The sequence below is a fragment of the Hydrosulfovibrio ferrireducens genome, from assembly GCF_046883345.1.
GTDB lineage: Bacteria > Desulfobacterota > Desulfobulbia > Desulfobulbales > Desulfurivibrionaceae > Thiovibrio > Thiovibrio ferrireducens.
Window position 1 is genome coordinate 81,957 of the sequence record NZ_JALKCW010000006.1, and the last position, 21,325, is coordinate 103,281.

Sequence of the window (21,325 nt, forward strand, 5' to 3'; positions counted from 1 at the left end):
GCTTTCTTATAATTGTAAAGGATATCTTTCTTTCTGGGCACTATCCCGACACATTGGAGCCGCTACATGAGTCAAGCCGCTGGGTACAAAACCGATATTCTTCTGCAGGCCGGGACAAACGAGCTGGAAATCATTACCTTTTTTCTCCAGTGGCACGATCAGACCAACGACTCCATCAGCAGGACGGCATACGGCATCAATGCCGCCAAGGTCCGGGAGCTGGTGGCCATGCCGGAAAATTTGACCGAGATCCCGGATAGCGTCGCGGCCATGAAGGGCGTTTTTCTGCTGCGGGACCGGACCATCCCTCTGGTCGATCTCTGTGAATGGTTTGGCTATGTCCCGGACCTTTCCCCTGAGGCAAAAGCAAAATGGGTGGTCATTGTCACCGAGATCAACGGCAAGTTTTTCGGTTTTGTCGCCCATGGGGTGGATAAGGTGTACCGGGTGAGCTGGACGAAAATCATGCCGCCGCCGCCGATTATCTCCCATTACAGCAGCCTCACCGGGGTATGTCTGGTGGACGGCAATATCATCCAGATGGTTGATTTCGAGAGTATCATCGCCTCCATCGACCCAAGTATGGTTATCGATTCCGATGCGCATTCCATCTTGGAGCATCCCGATGCGTCCCAAGCCGAGAAGGCCGTGGTTATTGCCGATGATTCCAACCTTATTCAGGACCAAATCCGCAAAACCCTGGAAAGGGCGGGATACCGGGTTGTCGCCCATTCCGACGGGCAGGATGCCTGGGAATATCTGGAAAAACTGAGAATCAACGGCACCCTGCACAACGAGGTTCTGGCTGTTATCAGCGATATAGAAATGCCGCGCATGGACGGGCATAATTTCTGTAAGCGGATCAAGGAAAACAGCGGGTACGATGGGATTCCGGTCATGCTTTTTTCTTCGTTGATCAACGACATGGCTCGTCATAAGGGTGAAGCCGTGGGCGCTGACGACCAGATTTCCAAACCAGAGCTTGGCCAGCTTGTTTCCAGACTGCAGGACTGTCTCCGGCGTTTGGCCGCTTGATGGCTTTTGTCTTGTGAGCGCCGGTTTTTCCCGGATACCCTGCTGTTGCAGCCTTCTCCATCGTAGCACCATTGCATGGCGCAAGACAGGATCATGAAGAGCGCCATGCATGTGTATCGGTCCAATAGGGTTGAAGCCCTGCTGGATTCGTTGGCGGACGTTTTGCGTACGCCGCTTTCCTCGCCCCTTGCCCCGGAATGTATCGTCGTGCAAAGCAAGGGCATGGCGACCTGGCTTGCCATGCAGCTTTCAGGCCGCTTCGGAGTGTGGGCCAATCCGGATTTTCCCCATCCCCGGCAGTTTGTCCAGCGGGCGCTGCGGGCAACGCTAGGCGATGAGGGCGATCTGGTGCAGAGGTACAGCCGGGAAAGGCTCGCCTTTGTGATCTGCGCCCTGCTCGATGACTGCCGCCGTGATCCCGATTTTTCTCCCCTGACCTCCTACCTTTCCGATGGCCCGTTGAGCAAGAAGCTCCAGTTGGCCAGGCAGATCGCCCATCTCTTTGATCAATACGCGGTGTACCGGCCCGCGATGATCCTTGCCTGGGAGGAAGGCGAGAACCGGGCCTTTTCCCATGCTCTGACCGAGGATCTCTGGCAGCCCAAGCTGTGGCGGCAACTGGTGGCGCATCTCGGCTGCTGCTCTCCTGCCCGGCTCATGCAGCGAGCCAGGCAGGCGCTGGCCGCCGGCGTGATTCCCTTTCCCCGTCATCTTCCTGCCAGGGTTTCCCTGTTCGGCATCGACACCCTGCCCCCCATGTATCTCGACATCATGGGGGAGCTGGCGCACATCCTGCCGGTGCATTTTCATCTTTTCTCCCCAACGGAAGGTTACTTTGGGGACATCCGCTCCCAGGGAGAGGTCCACCGCGCCCTGGCCCGTTTGCCTTCCGGCCTGGACGAAGCGGACCTCTCCCTGGAAATCGGCCATCCGCTGCTTGCCTCCATGGGCGGCATGGCCCGGGATTTTCAGGAGATTCTTGAAGGCTCGGTTGCCTATGTTGAGGCGGGGGAGCAGTACTTGGGCCATGATGCGCCGCGCACCATGCTGGAGGTGTTGCACAATGATATTCTGCAGCTCTACCATCGCTCTCCGGCAGGCGGTAATGCCGCGCCCGTATTCTTGGGCGAGGATGATGCTTCCCTCCGCATCCATGCCTGCCACAGCCGTCTCCGCGAGGTCGAGGTGTTGCAGGATCAACTGCTGGCCCTGCTCCAGGAGGATCCGGCTCTTACCCCCCGCGAGATCGTGGTCATGCTGCCCGATGTTTCCGCCTATGCCCCGCTCATCGAGGCGGTTTTCGGGCTCTCTCCGGAGGACAAGCGTTTTATCCCCTTTCGCATTGCGGACCGCTCCCTGTTGAGCGAAGCGTCGCTCATCGAGGTGTTCTTCCGTTTTCTTCAGATGGTCCCCGGCAGGATGCCGGTTTCAGAGGTTCTGGAACTGCTTGCCTGCGAGGCGGTCCAGCAGCATTATGCCATTACCCCAGAGGAGCTGCCAAGGATCCGGCTTTGGGTGGAAAAGGCCGGGATCCGGTGGGGGATCGACGAGTCGCACCGCGAGACGCTGCAACAGCCCAAGGAGCGGCAGAACACCTGGCGCTTCGGCTTTGACCGGCTGGCCTTGGGCTATGCCGTCCGCACGGACGGGGCATTCCTGGGCGATGTCCTGCCCTATGAGGAGATCGAGGGGCAGGGCGCTGAGCTTGCCGGCCGGTTTATCCATTTTTGCGAGACCCTCTTTGGTGCGGCGGACAAGCTCTCCACCGCCAAGAAGATACCGGAATGGCAGCGTGTTCTCACCGAGCTGCTGGCAGCCCTGTTTCCGGAGGAGTCGCCCCAGGCGTGGCAAGTGCAGAAGATCCGGGACAATCTGGCCCAGATCGCCCTTGAGGCGCAGGATGCCGGGTTCAGCCAACTCCTGGATCTGAACGGCATCACTATTCTCCTCAAGGAGAAACTCTCCGGCCAGGCCACGGCCCAGGGCTTTCTTGAGGGCGGCCTTACCTTTTGCGGCATGCTGCCCATGCGCTCGATTCCCTTTAAGGTTGTCTGTCTGCTGGGCATGAACGACGGGGAGTTTCCCCGGGTGGAGCATCCGCAGAGCTTTGACCTGATCGCCCGCTACCCGAAGCTGGGCGACCGGTCCAAGCGCAACGATGACCGCTATGTTTTTCTTGAGGCCCTGCTGGCCAGCCGCGGGAAGTTCCTTGTTTTTTATCAGGGCAATACCCTGCGGGACGGCAAGGAGATTCCGCCTGCCGTGGTGGTGGAAGAGCTGGTGGATTGCTTGGCCGAGAGTTTCTTGCGCGATTCCGACCCTTCCGGCTCCGCCACTTTTGCCGAGCATCGGAAAAAAATGGCGGAGCGCCTTGTGGTCCGCCATCCCTTGCAGCCTTTCAGCCGGAAATACTTTTCCGGCGCGGACCAAAGGCTATGCAGTTTTGGCGCGGAATACTGCCGAGCGGCCCAGGCAAAAGAATCAGGGGTGCGGCGCAGGCATGCCTTCCTGCCCGCGCCCCTGCCGCCCGTTGCTGCTGACCCTGTCTCGATTTCTCTTGGTGATCTGTCCCGCTATCTTTCGCATCCGGTCCGCTGGTTTCTTGAAAACCGGCTTGGCATTTTTTTGCAGGAGAGAAACCGCGAGTTCCAGGACCGTGAGCCCATCCATCTTGATTCCCTGGAAAAATACCAGTTGAGCCGGGATCTCCTGGCCATGCACGGGGAGGGGTTGGCCAGCCCGGAAATCCTGCTCTCCCGTTGGCGGGGCGAGGGGCGGATTCCTTTGGGTCAGGCTGCCCATGCGGTTTTTGCCGAGATTCGGGATACCGTGCGCCCGATTGTGGAGCAGGTTCTTGCATATGGGCCAGGTCCGGCGGATCGCGAACTGCCTCCTCTGCGCCGTGAAATCCATCTTGCGCAGGATGTTGCCCTGCACGGCGAGTTGCACGGTAGATATCCCTCCGGCCACATCTATTGGACCAACAGCCTGCTCCATGGCAAAATATTGCTGCCGGTCTGGCTGGAGCATCTTTTTCTTTCCGCCGTTGCCCCGACGGATCAGCGCTGTGAAACCACGGTGATCGGCAGAGGAAGCGACAAAGGCACGGCCCAGGTGCTGCGCTTTTCTCCGGTTCCCGAGGCCGCAGGCGTGCTCCATGATCTTGCCTCCCTTTTTGCCGAAGGGTTGAACACGCCTTTGGTGTTTTTCCCTAAAAGCGGCCTCGCCTTTGCCCGGGCCATGTGTAACGCACAAGGGAGCGAGCAAGAAAAAATCATTGGCGCCTGTGCCAAGGCGGAGGAGGAGTATCGCGGCAGCGAATTTGCCCCCGGAGAGGGGGAAGACGCATACTGCCGCCAACTTTTTGGTGAGGCCCTGCCCGTTTCCCCGGGCTTTGTCCTGTATGCGGAGGATAACTCCCCGCCCTTTACAGAGCTTGCCACCCGGATTTTCATGCCCATGCTCAACCATATGGAGGAGTTATGAGCCGGGGTTTTGATCCGCTTCTCATAGCCACCACCGGCGTGCAGCTCATTGAGGCCAGCGCCGGCACCGGCAAGACCTATTCCATCACCTCCCTCTACCTGCGGCTCTTGCTGGAGCGGAGGCTGACCGTGGAGCAGATCCTGGTGGTCACCTTCACCGAAGCGGCCACCGCCGAATTGCACGAACGGATCAGAACCCGGCTGCGCACCGCGGCGCAGGGGTTTCAGGAGCAGGACGGCGGCAATGATCCATTTTTATGCCAGCTTCTGGAGCGCAGCACCGACCATGAGGCGGACCGCCGTTTGCTCGCCCGGGCGGTAAGCGATATCGACAAGGCGGCGGTTTCCACCATCCACGGCTTCGCCCGCCGGGTTTTGCAGCAGCATGCCCTGGAAACCGGTCTGCTCTTCGAGCTGGAGCTCACCGGCGCCACCCAACGGTTGGTGCAGGAGATTGCCGACGATTACTGGAGCACCTTTTTTTACGCCCTGGATCATCGACTGGCGAGCCTGGTGCGACAAGGCGTTTCCCCTGCCCAATTGCGGGGGCTGACCCAGGAAGCGATCCGGCACGGTGATTTTGCCATTGTCGGCGAAGTCCCTTCGGAGGAAGAGCTCTCATCCCTGATGCAGGAGTATTGTCGGCTCTATGTTGAGGCGCGGGATTGCTGGCAGGAGCAACGCGAAGCGCTGGCCCAATATTTTGCCCTGGCGGAGGGGGTGACAAAGCCCTTTAAAACGTTGCTCACCAATGGCCTCTTGGACCGGCTTGCTGATTTTTTCGCCCAGGACGAGCCGGCGGCCATTGGTGTGCCGCGACATACGGAACTGCTTGGCGGGGAAAATATCTTTCAGCCGGAGGGTAAGGTCTTTACGGCCACGGCCCTGAAAAAAGGGGGGACTTCCGACAATCCCTTTTTCGAGGTATGGGGCAGATTGCTTGCCCAGGCCGAGGTTCTGGGCGCAAGCTGCCAAGCGCGGTTTCTTGGTGGGGCGGCGCGCTATATCCGGGCGGAATTGCCCAAACGGTTGCTGGCCGGTCAGCAGCAATCCTTTGACGAACTCCTCACCGGGCTGGACCGGGCTCTGCGAGGTCCACAGGGAGCACAGCTTGCCCAACAGATCCGCAGCCGTTTTCCCGTGGCCCTTATCGATGAGTTTCAGGACACCGATCCGGTCCAGTACCGCATCTTCCGGACCATCTATGGGCAAGGGGGCAAGGAGGCGCTTTTTCTGATCGGCGACCCCAAGCAGGCGATCTACGGTTTCCGGGGCGCTGATATCTATGCCTACCTGGAGGCCGCTGGTCAGGCGGAAGCTGAAAAACATACGATGACCACCAACTGGCGGGCCGACCGGAAGATGGTCGCCGCGCTGAACGCTCTTTTCGGCGGGCTGGCCCACCCCTTTGTCGATGGCCGGATCAGCTACGCCCAGGTTGCTGCGCGGCCCGGGGCTGAGGATCTCTGGCAATCCCCGAGCCTCGGCTCATCCCCTCTGCAGTTTCTCACCCTGCCTGAGGGACTCTGCGGAGTCAAGGGGAAGCGTCTGATCAAGAAACAGCTTCTTGCCCTGATCCCCGATCTGGTGGCCGGGGATATCGCCGGGTTGCTTGCCGGGGATACGAGGATCGGGGAGCGCTCCGTTCGGGCCGCAGACATTGCCGTGCTGGTTCGCACCAATACCCAGGCCGCGGAGATCCAGAGAGCATTGCGGAGCAGGGGCGTCAACGGGGTGCTCCAGAGCAAGGCCAGCGTCTGGGCCAGTACCGAAGCGCAGGAGTGTCTGCGTCTTCTCGTGGCGGTGGCAGAGCCGGGCAACGAACAATTGCTCCGCAAGGTTCTGGCCACCACGATGCTCGGCTTTACCGGAAATGATCTGGATCGCCTCAACCAGGCGGAATCGGAGCTCTACGCACTCATGGGGCGCGTAGCTGCCTGGCAGGAGGTCTGGCGGAAAAACGGGGTCATGCGGATGCTGCTGGCGGTCTGGCAGGAGCATTCCGTTACCGAACGGCTGCTCGTGCTGGAGGATGGAGAGCGGAGACTGACCAATCTGCGGCATCTTGGTGAACTGCTCCAGGAAACGGAGAGCCGGAACCATTTCAGCCCGGAGATGCTGGTGGCTTGGCTCAGCCAGACCATCACCGCGGGCGAGAGTGGCGAAGAGGCGGAACTGCGGCTGGAAAGCGACGAGGATGCCGTGCAACTGGTGACCATCCACCGCAGCAAGGGTCTTGAGTATCCGATTGTTTATTGCCCCTATCTCTGCCTGGGGGGAGGCGGCACCTCCAAGCAGCCCTTTGTCTCCCTCCATGATCCGGAGGTCGGCTGGCAGGGGAGGATCGTTCTTTTTCCCGATGATGCGGCCCGGGCTCTGGCGTCTGGCGAGCGCTTTGCCGAAGAGCTGCGCCTTGCCTACGTGGCCATGACCCGGGCTCGGCATGGCTGTCATATCTTCTGGGTGCCGGTCTCCGGGTACGACAGCAGCGCGCTGGCCTGGCTCCTGCATGGCGATCAGGCCGAGCCGGAAACAGCAAGCCCGGAGGGTGTGCAAGAGCAGCTCAAGGGATGCACCGGTCAGGAGCTGCTGGCCAGGCTGCAGGCTCGGGCCAAGACGAGTGAAGGCTGGCAGGTCCGGCCGTTGCACCTGGGTTCGGATTCGATTGGCAAAGCAGCCAAACCGGATGTCCCTCCGCCCTTAGCCTGCCGGGTTCCGGGCCGCACGCCCAAACAGGTCTGGCGGATCGGCAGTTTCTCCCATCTCACCGCCCAGTCCGGCCATGACTTTGAACAACGGGAGCCGGAAGCCGCGGCAGAGGGTTTGGCGCCGCCTCTGGATATGGAGAGTGCTTCCGTTTCCCAGCTTCCGCTGGCCCAGTTTCCCAAGGGGCCGGTGGCCGGGAATTTCTTTCACTCGCTCTTTGAAAAAATTTCTTTCCAAACGGAGAGTCCCGCGCAATTGCGGGAGCAGGTGCAAGAACAGCTTAGGTTTTACGGCTATCCCGAACTGTGGCGTGCCCCGGTTTGCCTGGCCTTTGGCGAGGTTCTCAAGACCCCCCTGCGGACAAGGGATATTTTTTGCCTTGCGGATATCGGCGACGATCAGCGACTCATCGAGATGCCTTTCACCTTTCCGGTGGGCGCAGGGTTGGGCGAGGACGCCAGCCTGTCCGCCGAACTCCTGGCCCGCCCGTTTATCGATCACCCCCAGGGGATTCCCGCCGGGTATGCCGAGGCTTTGCGCGCCTTGCGCTTCATCCCGCTACGCGGTTTTCTCAAGGGGTTTATTGATCTGATCGGCGTTTTTGAGGGCAAATGGTATCTGTTTGATTACAAGAGCAACCATCTCGGCGCAAGCCGGGATGATTATGCCCGGGAGAAACTGCCTGCGGCCATGGCCGACCATCACTATTTCCTGCAATACCACATCTACACCGTGGCCCTGCACCGCTATCTGACCTGTCGCTTGCCCGGCTATGACTACGACCGGGATTTCGGCGGGGTCTTGTACCTGTTTATCAAGGGGATGCATCCGGACTCCGGGCCGGATTGCGGGGTGTTTGCCGACCTGCCGCCCCTGGCCCGTATCGAACAGCTTTCGGCGATATTTGAGAGTCTGGCAGGGGAGGGTGCATGATCAGGGAGATTGAACAGCTCATTGCCAGCGGAACCCTGGATCAGTTCGACCGCTATTTTGCCGGAACCCTCCAGCGGGTTGCCCCCACCGCTACCGCCAGGACCCTTGTCCTCGCGGCCCTTGCCCGGAAGGCGGTGGGCAACGGCCATGTCTGCCTTGATCTCAAACGGCTGCTGGCTGGAGCCTCTGAAAAAAATCCCCTCCCCCCCCGCGGGGGAGGGTTAGGGAGAAGGGGAACCAGCGATGAACCCGGCAGCTCGCCACTTCACCCACCCCCCGCCCCCCTCCCGTCGAGGGAGGGGGAGTCAACGCCTTCGCTTGCAGAGCTGATCGCAGAGCTTCAGGTAAGCCCCCTGGTGAGCCGGGATGGCACTCTGGCCCCGCTGGTGCTCGAAGGTGCGCGCCTCTATCTGCAACGGTACTGGCGTTACGAGGAGGAGCTTGCCCAAGAGATTCGGGCCAGGGCCGCACGCCCGGTAGCAGTGCAAGAGGATCTGCTCGAATCCTGCCTTGCCCAACTTTTCCTCGGCACGGAACAGGATGGTCAACAACGCGAGGCCTGTGCCGGGATCTTCCGGGAGCGTCTGGGGTTGATCACCGGCGGGCCCGGCACCGGCAAAACCACCCTGGTCGCGAAATATCTTGCCCTGCTCCTGCTGTATGCCAAGGCTTCGGAGGAACCGTTGCCGCGCATCCTGCTGCTTGCCCCCACCGGCAAGGCAGCGGCCCGGCTCACCGAATCCCTGCAGAAAAAGGCCGGAGAATCGTCCTTGCCGCAGGAGCTGGTTGCGGCCCTGCCCACCCAAGCGGCGACCATCCATCGCGCCTTGGGCTACCGACCCGAGCATCCGACCACCTTCCGCCATAACCAAGAGAATCCCTTGGCCTGCGAGGTGGTGGTGGTCGATGAGGCGTCGATGATCGACGTGGCCCTCATGGCCAAGCTCTTTGCCGCGGTCATGCCCACGTCCCGGCTGGTCCTGCTCGGCGACAAGGACCAGCTCGCCTCGGTGGAGGCAGGGTCCATCCTGGGGGATATCTGCGGCGCGGTCTTGGACAAGGGGGTCGGGTCCGGGGGAAATCCCCTGGCCCGGTGCGTTGTCCGGCTTACGGAAAGCTACCGTTTCTCCCCGCAGGAGGGGATCGGCGCCCTGGCTTGTGCAATACACTCCGGAAATCCGGAGGCCGCCGTTTCCATAGCGCAGCAGGGTTCGCCGGAGGTCAGTCTGCTGCCGCCTCTGGTGCATGGTGATCCGGCCCATCCCCTGGCGGAGATGATCCTGGCCGGATACCGCCCCTTTCTGGAGGCTGCCGACCCCCTTGCGGCCCTGACGCTGTTTGAGCGATTCCGGCTGCTCTGCGCCCACCGGCTTGGGCCGATGGGCGTCTCCTCGTTGAACCGCTACGCGGAAAAGGTTCTAGCCCGCCACCGGCTGATCGAGCCGACCGGGCCGTGGTACAAAGGACGGCCCGTGCTGATCCAGGCCAATTCATACCCCTTGCACCTTTTTAACGGCGAGACCGGCATCCTCTGGCCCGGGGAAGATGGCGAGGGGCTCAAGGCTTTTTTCTTTGCGGAAAACCGTGCGGAGGTTCGCTCCTTTTCCCTGCGCCAGTTGCCAACCCACGAAACAGCCTTTGCCATGACCATTCACAAGAGCCAGGGGTCTGAATTCGACCGGGTTGGGCTGGTTCTGCCCGGGGAGGAGTCGGCCCTGTTGAGCAGGGAACTTCTTTATACCGGCATCAGCCGTGCCCGGCGTCAGGTTGTTCTGGTCGGGCGGTCCCAGGAGATTGAGGCCGCAGTGGGCAGACAGGTGGAACGGGCCTCGGGACTTGGAGAAAAATTGACAGCCTGAATGGGATTTTCCGGCCACAGTGGAGAACGAAAAATCATTCACCCTTGTCTTGGTAAATAAGACATGGTTCACCGTCAGCATCGTTATTATCGTGGCGCTTATTATTCTTTTTCTGCTTCTCGCCGCCAAGACCAATATCCTTCGCGATGTCGGCCCGAATCCCGATGTTGGGAGAAAGCCTTACAGCCTCGCCCTCGTACAGATGGCCGTCTGGTTCTTTGCTATCATGACGTCATGGCTGCTGCTCTACGTTGTACGGCACAGCTTCAATACGATTTCCGATACGCTTGTTCTCCTAATGGGCATCAGCGCAGGCACCGGGATTGGAGGTGTGGCTATCGATACGAACCGGTCGAGACCTGCGAAACAATCGCAGGGTTTCATAAAGGATATCGTTTCAGACGACTACGGCGTCAGTTTTCACCGGTTTCAGATCTTCGCCTGGACAATTGTCCTGGTTGCGGTATTTATTCGACAGGTAACTGCATACCTGGCCATGCCGGAGTTCAATTCTTCCCTTCTCGTTCTGATGGGGATAAGCTCCGGAACCTACCTGGGAGTTAAGGTGACAGAAAAACCCGTAGAAAATGGGGGATAAAAAGGGCATCCGTGAACTTGGAGGGGAATTGACATGTGCCCCATCTGCCCATTTCATCTGTATAAGGTAGGGGGGGAGTGGAGAGACCTTGAAAAGTTTTCAGGGTAAAAAAACATCCAGTTAGACGTGATCCTCGATACCTGTCCCAAGTAATACCCGGAATCCCGTGGGCAGGAGCCCGGGCTAAAAGCGCACCTGGTTGCGGCCGTTTTCCTTGGCGGCATAGAGCATTTCGTCTGCAATGGTGATCATCTCTTCCAACGATTCCTTTGCCTCCACGCACAGGCCGATGCTGACCGTAATCCGGATCTTTTCTCGCCCGAGATCCATCGTGGTTTGGGCGATATTTTCTCGAACACCGTTAAAAATTTCGTGGATGCTATCCCCGGCCATATTGACCGCCAGGATACAGATTTCTTCCCCGCCATAGCGGCAGACGATGTCCGTTTCGCGGAAGCGGCGCAGCAGCACGGCGCCGAGATTCTTGAGCACCAGATCACCAGCGTCATGGCCGTGGGTGTCATTGACCTTTTTGAAGAAATCGATATCCAGTAGGGCAATGGCCACCTCAATGTGCCCGCGCTTGGCGCTGGCCAGGAGTTTTTTGCCCATTTCGAAGAAGTAGCGGCGGTTGTAAAGGCCGGTGAGGTAATCCCGGTTCGAGCTTTCCTTGATCTGCCGGATATATTCGAGCAGATCCATGTTCTGGTTCACCCGGCAGTAAAATTCCTCGGTGGAAAAAGGCTTGCTCAGAAAGTCGTTGGCTCCGTTCTTGATGAACTGCGTGGAGATGGTTTTGTCGTCGGTGCCGGAAAGGCCGATGATGGCCAGTTCATCCTTGGCGTGACGGTGCCGGATCTCCTTGGTCAGTTGCAGACCGGTCATTGTGGGCATGTCGTTGTCGGTGATCAGGAGTTTGATGTCCGGATGCTGCTCAAGAATGGGCAGGGCCTCCTCGCCGTTTCCCGCCTCATATACGCAGAAGCGATGGATGGTCAGCATATTGCTCAGCTCAAGCCGCGACGAGCGCGAGTCGTCCACAACCAACGCCTTGACCCCGCTGTTGTTGGCGATGCGCCGGACAAGTCCAAGAAGATAGTCGATGCTCTGAGGGTTTTCCTTGAGGACATAATCGACGATCATCTTCTGCCAGAGGGTATCCCGTAGTTTCTGGTTGAATCTGCCTGCGAAGATGATCGGTGGAATGTTGCGGGTCAGAACATAGTCCACCACCTCGTTGCCCGAGGCGTCCGGCAGGGTAAGGTCGAGGATGGCCAGGAAAAATTGATTCCGCTGATCCGCGATGAGGCGTCTTGTCTCGGCAAAGGACGTTGCCAGGGAAACGGAGAGGGCGAGTTGCGCTTCTATCTTGTCTTTTACCATCAATCCGAGGGATTTGCTGTCTTCCACCAGGAGGAGCTGGCGGCTGTTCGTTTTCTCTTTCATCCCTCAACCTTCACAAAAGCCCGATCTCGATGAGCATACCCTTGGCCGCGGCAAACAGCGCATCCTTGCCCGATTCGCTTCTGGCCTCGACGTAAAAGCGCACCTTGGGCTCGGTGCCGGACGGCCTGATCATCAGCCAACTGTTGTCGTCCAAGATCATTTTTCTGCCGTCAATGGTGATTACTTCGGTGATTTTCCTTGGTTGCCCGCCAATATCAAGCACTGTTCCAACCGCATATTTTTCCAGTCCGGCAAGGGTGTCCAGCAGCGCCTTACCCTGCCGGCTCACCTCAACCCCGCCCCTGGCCGGGTAGTAATAGCCGTATTCCGCTTGGATCTCGCGCAGATAGTCGCCAAGATTCTTTTTCAGGGTGAGCATCATGTCCAGGGCGAGAAGCAGGCCGATGTAAGCGTCTTTTTCCGGGGTGTGCCCGATGACCGAGATGCCGTCGGACTCCTCAAAGCAGACCAGGGCTTTGCCGATGACCGGCTTGAATTCCTTGAACCCGACCCGGGGTTCGAAAATTTCTTCGTGCAACCCCTTGGCAATGGCGTTTGCGAAATTGCTGGTCGCGACGTTTTTTGCCACCAGACCATGCTTTCCCTTTTTTTCATGCAGATAATGAAAGGCCATGGCTCCGAAGAGGTTCATGTCCAGCTCAATGGCGCCATCGCTGAAACGGATGCGGTCGCCGTCCGGGTCGATGATGACCCCGAGCTTGAGCGGTTCCGGCCTTTTACGCAGGGTGGCCAGCACCTGCCGCATGTTTTCCGATGAGGGCTCCGGCGAGACTCCGCCGAAGGTGGGGTCGGGCTGGTCCCGTAACACAATGAGCCTCTCCGAGGGCTGATTGCCGAACAGGGCGTGCATGTGCACCCGGCTGGCGCCATGCACGCAGTCAACCACGACCACGCAGTCCGAGGCCCCACGAAGGGTTGCCAGTATGCCGGGGTAATCCAAGCCGTGCTTGGCTGCCCCTCTGGCGACCAGCTCCTGCCAGCAGGCCAGGGCATCGCATTGTTTCACCAGGGTCGCATCCGGAGCCAACACGGGGGGGGTGCCCTCGGCGATGAGCTGCCGCCCATTTTCCGTGATGCGGCTGGTCACCTCGGAAGCGGCCGGACCCGCATCGGCGGCATTGAACTTGAACCCGGCATATTCCAGCGGGTTATGGCTGGGGGTGAGATTTATCGAAAAGGCCGCATCTAACATGAGAACCGCGGCGGAAAGGGTGCCGGTCGTCGCTTCATGGGCATAGTGAACCGTGATGCCGTTGCTGGTCAATACTTCGACAACCCGCTGGGCCAGGAGGCTGCCGCCGAATCGGTTGTCAAAGCCGACCACCGCGCCCCGGTGCTGCGCCTCGCTGAAGCTGCGCACTCCCAGGGGGGCGGCCAGGGAATCGTCCTGGTCAAGGTCGCGGTACATGGCAACAATGGCCTGGGTAACCAGGGCCACGGAGTGCAGGGAGAAATCCTTGCCAATGATCCCGCGCCAGCCGGAGGTGCCGAAGGAGATCTCCTTGTCCGGAGGATTGGTATTGGTCCGTATTTCATCCTCCACCAGGGCATATGCTTTGGCGATGGCCTCGCCTGCCTGTTGGAAATCTTGCGAGTCAGGAGCGGCGCTGTTTTTCAGGGACACCAGTTTTTTGATGAGGCCGAAATAGTCGCTGGCCGCATGGTTGTCTGGCGCGAGATGTTCAGCAAAAAAGCGTTCGATGTCTTGGTTGATCATGGGCAGACCTTTGGCTTGTTGGAAGAAGGAAAGGAATAAAAAAAATCAGGCATGGGTACATTATGTTATACTATGCGCATATGTGCTGAGCAACGGGTCATTTTTTTGGAGTTTGCTCAGGTTTCGATTGACCCGCAAGGCAAGATTCGCTATACATTGCTGGCGTGATGACCGTCGCAAATCAATGTATTTTTCAGTGCGTTCCACGTCCTGAACTTTTAAATAAATAATTAGGGAGCAGAACACAATGGGTAAACATGATGAGGCTTTCATTCTCTGGTTTGATGATATCGGCATTGAGGATGTACCGCTGGTTGGCGGCAAAAACGCATCTTTGGGTGAAATGCATCAGAAGCTTACCTCAAAGGGTGTTGATGTTCCGAACGGTTTTTCCATTACCGCCTATGCCTACCGCCATCTGCTGAAAACCGCCGGTATCGCCCAGGCCATTGAAGATGCCTTGGCTGATCTTGATACCCATGATCTGCGCAATCTGCAGGCCCGCGGCGAGAAAGCGCGTAATATTATCCGTACCGCCGAGTTCCCCGATGATCTGCGTTCGGCTATTCTTGAGTCGTACAAGAAGATGGAAGAGATGTACGGCCCCAGTGTTGACGTGGCCGTGCGTTCTTCCGCCACGGCCGAGGATCTGCCGGACGCCTCCTTTGCCGGCCAGCAGGAAACCTATCTGAACATCCGCGGCCCGGAGCAGCTTATCGACGCCTGCCGCCGCTGCTTTGCCAGCCTGTTCACCGATCGGGCCATCTCCTACCGGCACGACAAGGGCTTTGGCCAGTTCGACGTCTATCTTTCCATCGTGGTCCAGAAGATGGCGCGCAGCGACTCCGCCTCTTCCGGCGTCATGTTTTCCATCGATACGGAAAGCGGTTTCGAGGATGCGGTCTTTATCACCGGCGCCTGGGGTCTGGGAGAAACCGTGGTCCAGGGTGCGGTCAATCCCGATGAGTTTTACGTGTTCAAGCCGACCCTCAAGCAAGGCAAGCGTCCCATCGTCGGCAAGACCATCGGCAGCAAAGAAATCAAGATGATCTACGACAACGATCCCAAGACCGAAGAGCCGGTAAAAACGATCAACACTACGCCGGAAGAACGCGGCAAATATGTGATCAACGACGATGAAATTCTCCAGCTTGCCAAATGGGCCTGCATTATCGAGGATCACTACGGCAAGGGCATGGATATCGAATGGGCCAAGGACGGCGACGGGGTGAACGTCGGCACCGGCAAACTCTTTATCGTGCAGGCCCGTCCCGAAACCGTGCATTCCCAGACTTCCAAGGGTTCCATCGAAACTTACAAGCTGAAGGAAAAAGGCAAGGTTTTGGTTGAAGGTTTGGCGGTCGGCACCAAGATCGGCCAGGGCGAGGCCAACGTCATTGCCGCCGTGGTCGACATCCACAGCTTTAAGAAGGGCCAGGTCCTGGTTACCGACATGACCGATCCTGACTGGGAGCCGATCATGAAGATTGCTTCGGCCATCGTCACCAACCGTGGCGGCCGGACCTGTCATGCCGCCATTATCTCCCGTGAGCTGGGCATCCCCTGCGTCATCGGTACCGGCGACGGCTCCAAGAAGATAAAGAACGGCCAAAACATCACCGTTTCTTCGGCAGAGGGCGAGAAGGGCATTGTGTATGAAGGGCTGCTGAATTTCGAAATCGATCGGCTCGACCTTACCAACCTGCCCAAGACCAAGACCAAAATCATGATGAACTTGGCCATCCCGGAGAAGGCTTTTTCCGAGTGCCAGATTCCCAATGACGGCGTTGGCCTGGCCCGCGAGGAGTTCGTCATCAACTCCCATATCGGCATTCATCCGCTGGCCCTGTTCAACTACGAAGAATTGAAGAAGTCCTCTGATCCGGAAAAACAGGCGGTGGTAAGGGTGATCGACAAGAAAACCACCGCGTATACGGATAAGAAGCAGTTCTTTATCGACAAGGTTGCCGAGGGCGTGGGCCGTATCGCTGCGGGTTTCTATCCCAAGGATGTCATTGTTCGCCTTTCCGATTTCAAGTCCAACGAATACGCCAACCTCACCGGCGGCACTTTTTACGAGCCGCACGAAGAGAATCCGATGATCGGCTGGCGCGGCGCTTCCCGTTATTACGATCCCAAGTACCGGCCGGCCTTTGAGCTGGAGTGCAAGGGGCTGCTCAAGGCCCGTAACGACATGGGGCTCACCAACATCAAGCTGATGGTGCCTTTCTGCCGTACCCCCGAGGAGGGCAAGAAGGTCATTCAGGTCATGAAGGAATGCGGTTTGGTTCAGGGCGAGAACGGGCTGGAGTTGTACGTAATGTGCGAAATTCCCTCGAACGTCATTCTGGCCGATGCCTTTGCCGACATCTTCGACGGCTTCTCCATCGGCTCCAATGACCTGACCCAGCTCACCTACGGTCTTGACCGCGACTCGGGTCTCCTTGCCGGTCTCGCCGACGAGCGCGATGCTGCGGTCAAAGAGATGATCAAGATGGTTATTGCCACTGCCAAACGGCGGGGGCGCAAGATCGGCATCTGCGGTCAGGGCCCCTCGGATTTCCCCGAGTTCGCCACCTTCCTGGTCGAGTGCGGGATCGACTCCATGAGCCTGATCCCCGACACTGCGGTCAAGACTCGTTTAGCCGTGGCCGCCAAGGAGAAGGAGATGGGGATTACCCCGTAAGTTTCGCTGAAGTTGGAATCATAAAAAAGGGGCCCCGCTTGATTGCGGAGCCCCTTTTTTTATGGTGTGTTTCGCCGGAATCTCCCCTGTGGCGGGGCAGATTTTTATTTCAATTCTTTCAACCGTTTCTGGGCCATTTCAAACTGTTCGCTTTTGGGGTAATCGGCAAGAAGCTTGTTGTAAACGATCTTGGCAGTCTCCTTTTCGGAGAGCTTTTCAAATGCCTGCCCCTGTTTAAAGAGTGCAGCCGGGGCCTTGTTGCTTTTGGGGTAATCGGCGATCACCTTTTGATACTCAAGGATGGCCAGCTCGAATTCTTTCTGCTGAAAGAGGCACTCCCCTAGCCAGTACCGTGCATTCGGGGCCAGAGGCGCGGTCCGGTTTTTCTCCAGGTAGCTCGAAAAGGCGTTGTACGCTTCCTTGTATTTATTCGCCTTGTACGCGGCAAGCCCTTTATTGTAGAGGGTGTCGCTGGTGTTTGTTTCCGCATCCTGCGCCGCGGTTTTGGCTGGTGCAGGTTTTGATGTTTCTTCCTGCTTTGCCGCTTCTTCGGTGTGGCCGGGTTTTTTCTTGGTTTGTTCCGGTTCGATGGTCCGCGGGCCGTTGGCCAGGTCAGCTTTTTTGCGTGCCTCTTCCGCGGTTTTGGCGGCAGCGGCGGCACGTTCCGCTGCTTCTTTAGCGCGGTTTTCCTGGATGCGGCTGAAATCATCGGAAACCGTGGCAACCTGGGCATTGACGCCGGTCACCTTGCTGTTCAGCTCCGCCACCTGGCTCCGCAATTGCTCAAGCTGGCTGTTGGTATTTTGTTTCAAGGCGGCGTGTTCATCTTGAATTCGCTTTGCCTGGATATTTCTTTCCTCAACCCGCGCTTCAAGCTGCAGCAAGCGCGATTTGATCTGCTCGAATTGACTCGCCAGTTCAGCCTGGGAACCGCGCTGGTTTTTCATGGCGGTGAGGGTGTTTTCCATATCCGTGATTTTTGAATCCGCGGTGCGGAGCCTCATGTCAAGGCCTCGGACATCTTTTTCAGCGGCGCATTGCATGAGAAGGGGGGAAAGACACAGGGCAAGAACAATATTGGTCACTGATCGGTTCATCGGTCTGTCTCCTGGCAGAATATAACGCTTGGTATCCAAGGCTGACTAATCATTTTTCCGCATTTAGCCGCGGGTCCGGATACATATGCCGTATTTGCGCTTTCGTTAGCAGGGCTATTTTTTGCAACGGCTTACAAATCTTGCCGCGGGGACCATTGCGGGTTGGATTGCGCGCCCCTGAGATTGAAAAGCGGGCGAAGTCCCATGCCGTTTTTAAAGATGACGCATATTTCCTCTTTATTGTTCCGTTTTCTTGAAAAAACGATTTGCCGGCCATCGGGAGACCAACTGGGCGACTCATGATTGCCTGCTGTTTGCGTCAACTGGACCGGAGTTCCTCCTTCAGGCTTGATCATCAGAATATGGGTGCTGCCATTTATTCTGCCCGTATAGGCGATCCAATCTCCCTTGGGAGACCAGCTCGGAGTGCTGTTCTCGTTGCCAAGGTAGGTTATCCGCTGCACGGATTTGGTGGCCACGTTCATGACGTAAATTTGCGGGGTGCCGCTTCGATCGGAAACAAAGGCAAGCTTTTTCCCGTCCGGCGACCAGGTGGGGGAGACGTTGACGCCCTCGCCGTTGGTCAGTCGCCGCAATTCTTTACCGTTGATATCAATGAGATAGATGTCCGGATTGGATGATTTACTGAGGGTTACGGCCAGAACGCTGCCGTCCGGTGCCCAGGCCGGCGCCATGTTGAGGCCTTTCTGGTGGGAGATGGCGCGGGTGGTTTTGAGGGTGCTCAGCGCGGTGATATAGAGATTGGGGTTGTTCCGGTGGTATGAGGTGTAGGCGAGCCATTTGTTGTCAGGGGAGAATTTGGGAGAGACAGCCAAGTATTCATGCTGGGTTACCTGACGGACGTTATCGCCAAGGACATCGGCAAGCCAGATCTCCTTGTGCCCGGACGACGTGGAAACGAAAGCGATCTGGCTCTGGCTCACCCCGGGTTCCCCGGTGAGCTGGGAAATGACTTCATCGCAGAATTTTTTTACGCTTTGCTGATGCTTGCTGACCGGAGTCTGGTAACGGCGGCCAAGAATCATGCGGCCGGATTGAATTTCATTGAGGCGCAGTTCCAGCACAAGTCCGTCCGCGGTCATTTCATATTGGCCGAGGATCGTGAATTCCGTGCCGAGAGCAGCCCAGTCCCAGGTCTGGGCGCCACCGTAGGCAGCGGGATCGATTATATTCACAAACCCGTGAAAGGCCAGGGCCCGGCTCAGGAGATCCGCCATCTTCTTGCCGCCGTCATGGATGGTGCCCGGTTGTTTTTTGTCGACAAAATATGGAACCGCGATGTTCACCTTGCGGACGTTGGCAGAGGTGATATCCAGATAGACTATGGCCTCCGCCGGGCGGACGGAGCCGAGCAACAGGGTGAGGCAAAGAAGGATCATGCCCGATGCGGAAGCGAAGATGCTGTTTCGCTTGGCAAGGGCATGGTGCGCCTTGCCAAGGGTTGCGGCGTGGTCCGCTGGTGGATTTTCAGTCTTTTTCGTCCAAATGTTTTTCATTAAAAAATCCATGTTATAAAACTTCTCCTGGTCTGAATTTCAGGCCGATTTCCATTTCTGACTGGTTGATGCCGATGGGGAATGGCGGGAGCGGTGAAGAGAGCTTCAGCGTTTTTTCAACAAATTGATTGAAAAAGATATTGTCTGATTTTTTCTTGAAAGAGCTTTCAACAATAACACCATCGCGCCTGACCCGGATAATGACGATGGCCTCGATGTTATCCTTCCAGTTTTGCAGGTCCGGCAGGGCCCAATGCTCATGGATCTGGTTGTTCACGGCCAGCAGGTAGCGGCGGAGATTTTCATCGACCATGATTCCGCTGCCGCCCGCGCCGCTCCCTGTGCCACTGCCTGCCTGAGTCGAGGCCGTGGAGCCTGTCCCCGTCCCGGCCGCGGCTTTACCGGCGGCAAGCTGCTGGTTTGCCTTGAGGTTTTGTTTTATCAGGTCAACCGCGCTTTTTGCTTTTTTGTCCGCATCGGCCTTGGCTTTTTCCGCTGCGTCCCGGGCCTTTTTCGCATTGTCTTCGGCGAGCAGTTTGTCTCGCAACAGCTTTACCTTGTCAACGTCTGCTTTTTCCTTTGTTTTTATCGGTTTCAGCGAAATGGCGTCCTTGGCGACCGCCGGCGGTTCTGGCGCCGGCGGTGTTTTTTGTGGCGGCGTGGGCTTTGTTGGCTCAGGCACAGCCACGGGCGGGCTGGGTTCCGCCTGGGGGGCGGTGGTTGCGGCTTTGCTTGGTGCCGCCGCCGGAGCAGGTCCGCCGAGATCCTCCACGGAAAAAAGGTTGACCGTATACACCTCCGGTATTTTTCGTTGGAAGTGCAGGAAATTTGGAGCAAAAAGCCCGAAAAGCACGAAGCAAACATGCACGGTAATGGTCAAAAACAGGGGTTTTTGCCATTGGTTATCAGGCAGCTCGGATGTCGGCGGACGAAAAGGCACGGTGTATATGCTATTTTTTGGGTTTGTCGATTTCGGGCTGGGTTATCATCCCGAGTTTGTCAAAACCAACGGCCTTGATGTCGGACATAAGAGAAACCACGACACCGTAAGGGACTTCTTTGTCGGCCCTGAGCAGGACCGCATCATTCGTGCCTTTTTTGGCAAGAGCGGCCAGTTCTTGTTTGATGGCGGCCTGGGTGCCTTTGGTATTGTTGAGCAGGAAATCTCCTTTTTTCGTAATCGTCACAATGATGGGGGTCTTTTCCTGTTGCAGGGGTTTGGCGGTTGTTTCCGGCAGATCGATGTCAACGCCCTGGGTCATCATGGGGGCGGTGATCATGAAAATGATCAGCAGCACAAGCATGACGTCCACCAGCGGAGTGACGTTGATATCCGAAACAAGCCGTTTTTTGCAGTTGCCGTCTTCGACCGGACCCATGGCGAATTCCTGTAAACCGTAGTTTGAAAAAAATTATATGGTGCAATGCCGTGATCGGCGGAAGGAATCGTAACGAAGTGACAAGAACTGACAGCACTGTTTTGTCACGGTTCCCAATGCGTATTAACTCTGGCGGGAGATGAAATCCCTTTCCACGAGGTTCAAAAAATCAACGGAAAAGCTGTGCATCCTGCTTTCGATTTCCGCCATCTGGTTGGAGTAATAATTGTAAAAAACAACGGCTGGGATGGCCACGGCAAGGCCTGCGGCCGTAACGACCAAGGCCTCGGAAACACCGGGTGCCACAACGGCCAGCGAAGCTGAGCCGCGCTGGCCTATTTCATGAAAAGAGGTCATGATGCCCCAGACCGTCCCGAAAAGACCGATAAAGGGGGCGGTGCTGCCGGTGGTGGCCAGAAAAGGAAGCGACTGGGACAGCCTGGCGGATTCGAGATTTTCCGCTTTGCGGAGCGCCCTTTTCAGGGGTTCCATGCCGGCAAGGCGTGTCTCCAGGGTTTCATCGGCGGCACGGGAGGTCGCTGTTGTTTTGCCGAGTTTCTGGAGTTCATGGTAGCCGGTCCGGAAGATGTTCGCCTCCGGACACAGGGAGAGGTTGTTGGCGAACCTGAGGGCTTCGGAAAGATTTTTGCTCTGCCAGAAGGTTTCCAGGAATTCTTCGCTTTCCATTTTCGCCTTCTTGTACAGGGAAAATTTCTGGAACACAATGAACCACGAGTACAGGGAGAACCCCAGGAGCATGATCATGACAAATTTGACCGTGAGTCCGGCCTCAAGAAACATTGAAATAATATTAAGCTCACCCACTTGCAGTCATCCTCTTTAGGT

General features: G+C 57.6%; 13 protein-coding genes. 6 read left to right on the forward strand and 7 right to left on the reverse strand.

The annotated features are described in order from the left end of the window. The first annotated feature begins 66 nt into the window (after window positions 1-66). The 5 genes from MWR57_RS01835 (at window position 67) to MWR57_RS01855 (ending at window position 10,616) form a co-directional block, all read left to right on the forward strand. On the forward strand, window positions 67-1,035 hold the full coding sequence (locus MWR57_RS01835; RefSeq protein WP_423123081.1) for a chemotaxis protein: 969 nt from the start codon (window positions 67-69) through the stop codon (window positions 1,033-1,035). Window positions 1,036-1,110: 75 nt separating this feature from the next. Continuing rightward, window positions 1,111-4,521 (forward strand): exodeoxyribonuclease V subunit gamma, encoded by a 3,411-nt coding sequence (recC, locus tag MWR57_RS01840; RefSeq protein ID WP_423123082.1) that lies wholly within the window; start codon window positions 1,111-1,113, stop codon window positions 4,519-4,521. Continuing rightward, window positions 4,518-8,159: an exodeoxyribonuclease V subunit beta gene (gene recB / locus MWR57_RS01845; RefSeq protein ID WP_423123083.1), complete on the forward strand. Its 3,642-nt coding sequence runs from the start codon at window positions 4,518-4,520 to the stop codon at window positions 8,157-8,159. Before recC ends, recB begins: the two co-directional genes overlap by 4 nt. Further along, window positions 8,156-10,018, forward strand: a complete 1,863-nt coding sequence (recD, locus tag MWR57_RS01850; RefSeq protein WP_423123084.1) for an exodeoxyribonuclease V subunit alpha — start codon at window positions 8,156-8,158, stop codon at window positions 10,016-10,018. Before recB ends, recD begins: the two co-directional genes overlap by 4 nt. Window positions 10,019-10,037: 19 nt before the next feature. Further along, window positions 10,038-10,616, forward strand: coding sequence for a hypothetical protein (locus tag MWR57_RS01855; protein WP_423123085.1), 579 nt, complete (start codon window positions 10,038-10,040; stop codon window positions 10,614-10,616). Window positions 10,617-10,799: 183 nt separating this feature from the next. Here the strand turns inward: MWR57_RS01855 and MWR57_RS01860 are convergent, their stop codons facing one another. Next, on the reverse strand, window positions 10,800-12,062 hold the full coding sequence (locus tag MWR57_RS01860) for a diguanylate cyclase (RefSeq protein ID WP_423123086.1): 1,263 nt from the start codon (window positions 12,060-12,062) through the stop codon (window positions 10,800-10,802). A 10-nt stretch (window positions 12,063-12,072) separates the two neighbouring features. Continuing rightward, complete coding sequence (locus tag MWR57_RS01865) at window positions 12,073-13,800, reverse strand: phosphohexomutase domain-containing protein (RefSeq protein ID WP_423123087.1); 1,728 nt, start codon at window positions 13,798-13,800, stop codon at window positions 12,073-12,075. 247 nt (window positions 13,801-14,047) lie between these two features. Between MWR57_RS01865 and ppsA the strand changes: the two genes are divergently transcribed. Then, on the forward strand, window positions 14,048-16,486 hold the full coding sequence (gene ppsA / locus MWR57_RS01870) for a phosphoenolpyruvate synthase (RefSeq protein ID WP_423123088.1): 2,439 nt from the start codon (window positions 14,048-14,050) through the stop codon (window positions 16,484-16,486). A gap of 104 nt (window positions 16,487-16,590) precedes the next feature. Here the strand turns inward: ppsA and ybgF are convergent, their stop codons facing one another. The 5 genes from ybgF to tolQ all read right to left on the reverse strand — a co-directional run bounded on the left by ybgF (window position 16,591) and on the right by tolQ (window position 21,304). Beyond that, window positions 16,591-17,583 (reverse strand): tol-pal system protein YbgF, encoded by a 993-nt coding sequence (gene ybgF, locus MWR57_RS01875; protein ID WP_423123089.1) that lies wholly within the window; start codon window positions 17,581-17,583, stop codon window positions 16,591-16,593. Between the two features lie 131 nt (window positions 17,584-17,714). After that, the gene (gene tolB, locus MWR57_RS01880; RefSeq protein ID WP_423123090.1) at window positions 17,715-19,100 is read right to left on the reverse strand and encodes a Tol-Pal system beta propeller repeat protein TolB; all 1,386 of its coding nucleotides are present in this window, start codon (window positions 19,098-19,100) and stop codon (window positions 17,715-17,717) included. Window positions 19,101-19,113: 13 nt separating this feature from the next. Further along, window positions 19,114-19,896, reverse strand: coding sequence for an energy transducer TonB (locus MWR57_RS01885; protein ID WP_423123091.1), 783 nt, complete (start codon window positions 19,894-19,896; stop codon window positions 19,114-19,116). Window positions 19,897-20,050: 154 nt separating this feature from the next. After that, the gene (gene tolR / locus MWR57_RS01890) at window positions 20,051-20,479 is read right to left on the reverse strand and encodes a protein TolR (RefSeq protein ID WP_423123092.1); all 429 of its coding nucleotides are present in this window, start codon (window positions 20,477-20,479) and stop codon (window positions 20,051-20,053) included. A gap of 123 nt (window positions 20,480-20,602) precedes the next feature. Beyond that, window positions 20,603-21,304, reverse strand: coding sequence for a protein TolQ (gene tolQ, locus MWR57_RS01895; RefSeq protein WP_423123093.1), 702 nt, complete (start codon window positions 21,302-21,304; stop codon window positions 20,603-20,605). Between the last annotated feature and the right edge of the window lie 21 nt (window positions 21,305-21,325).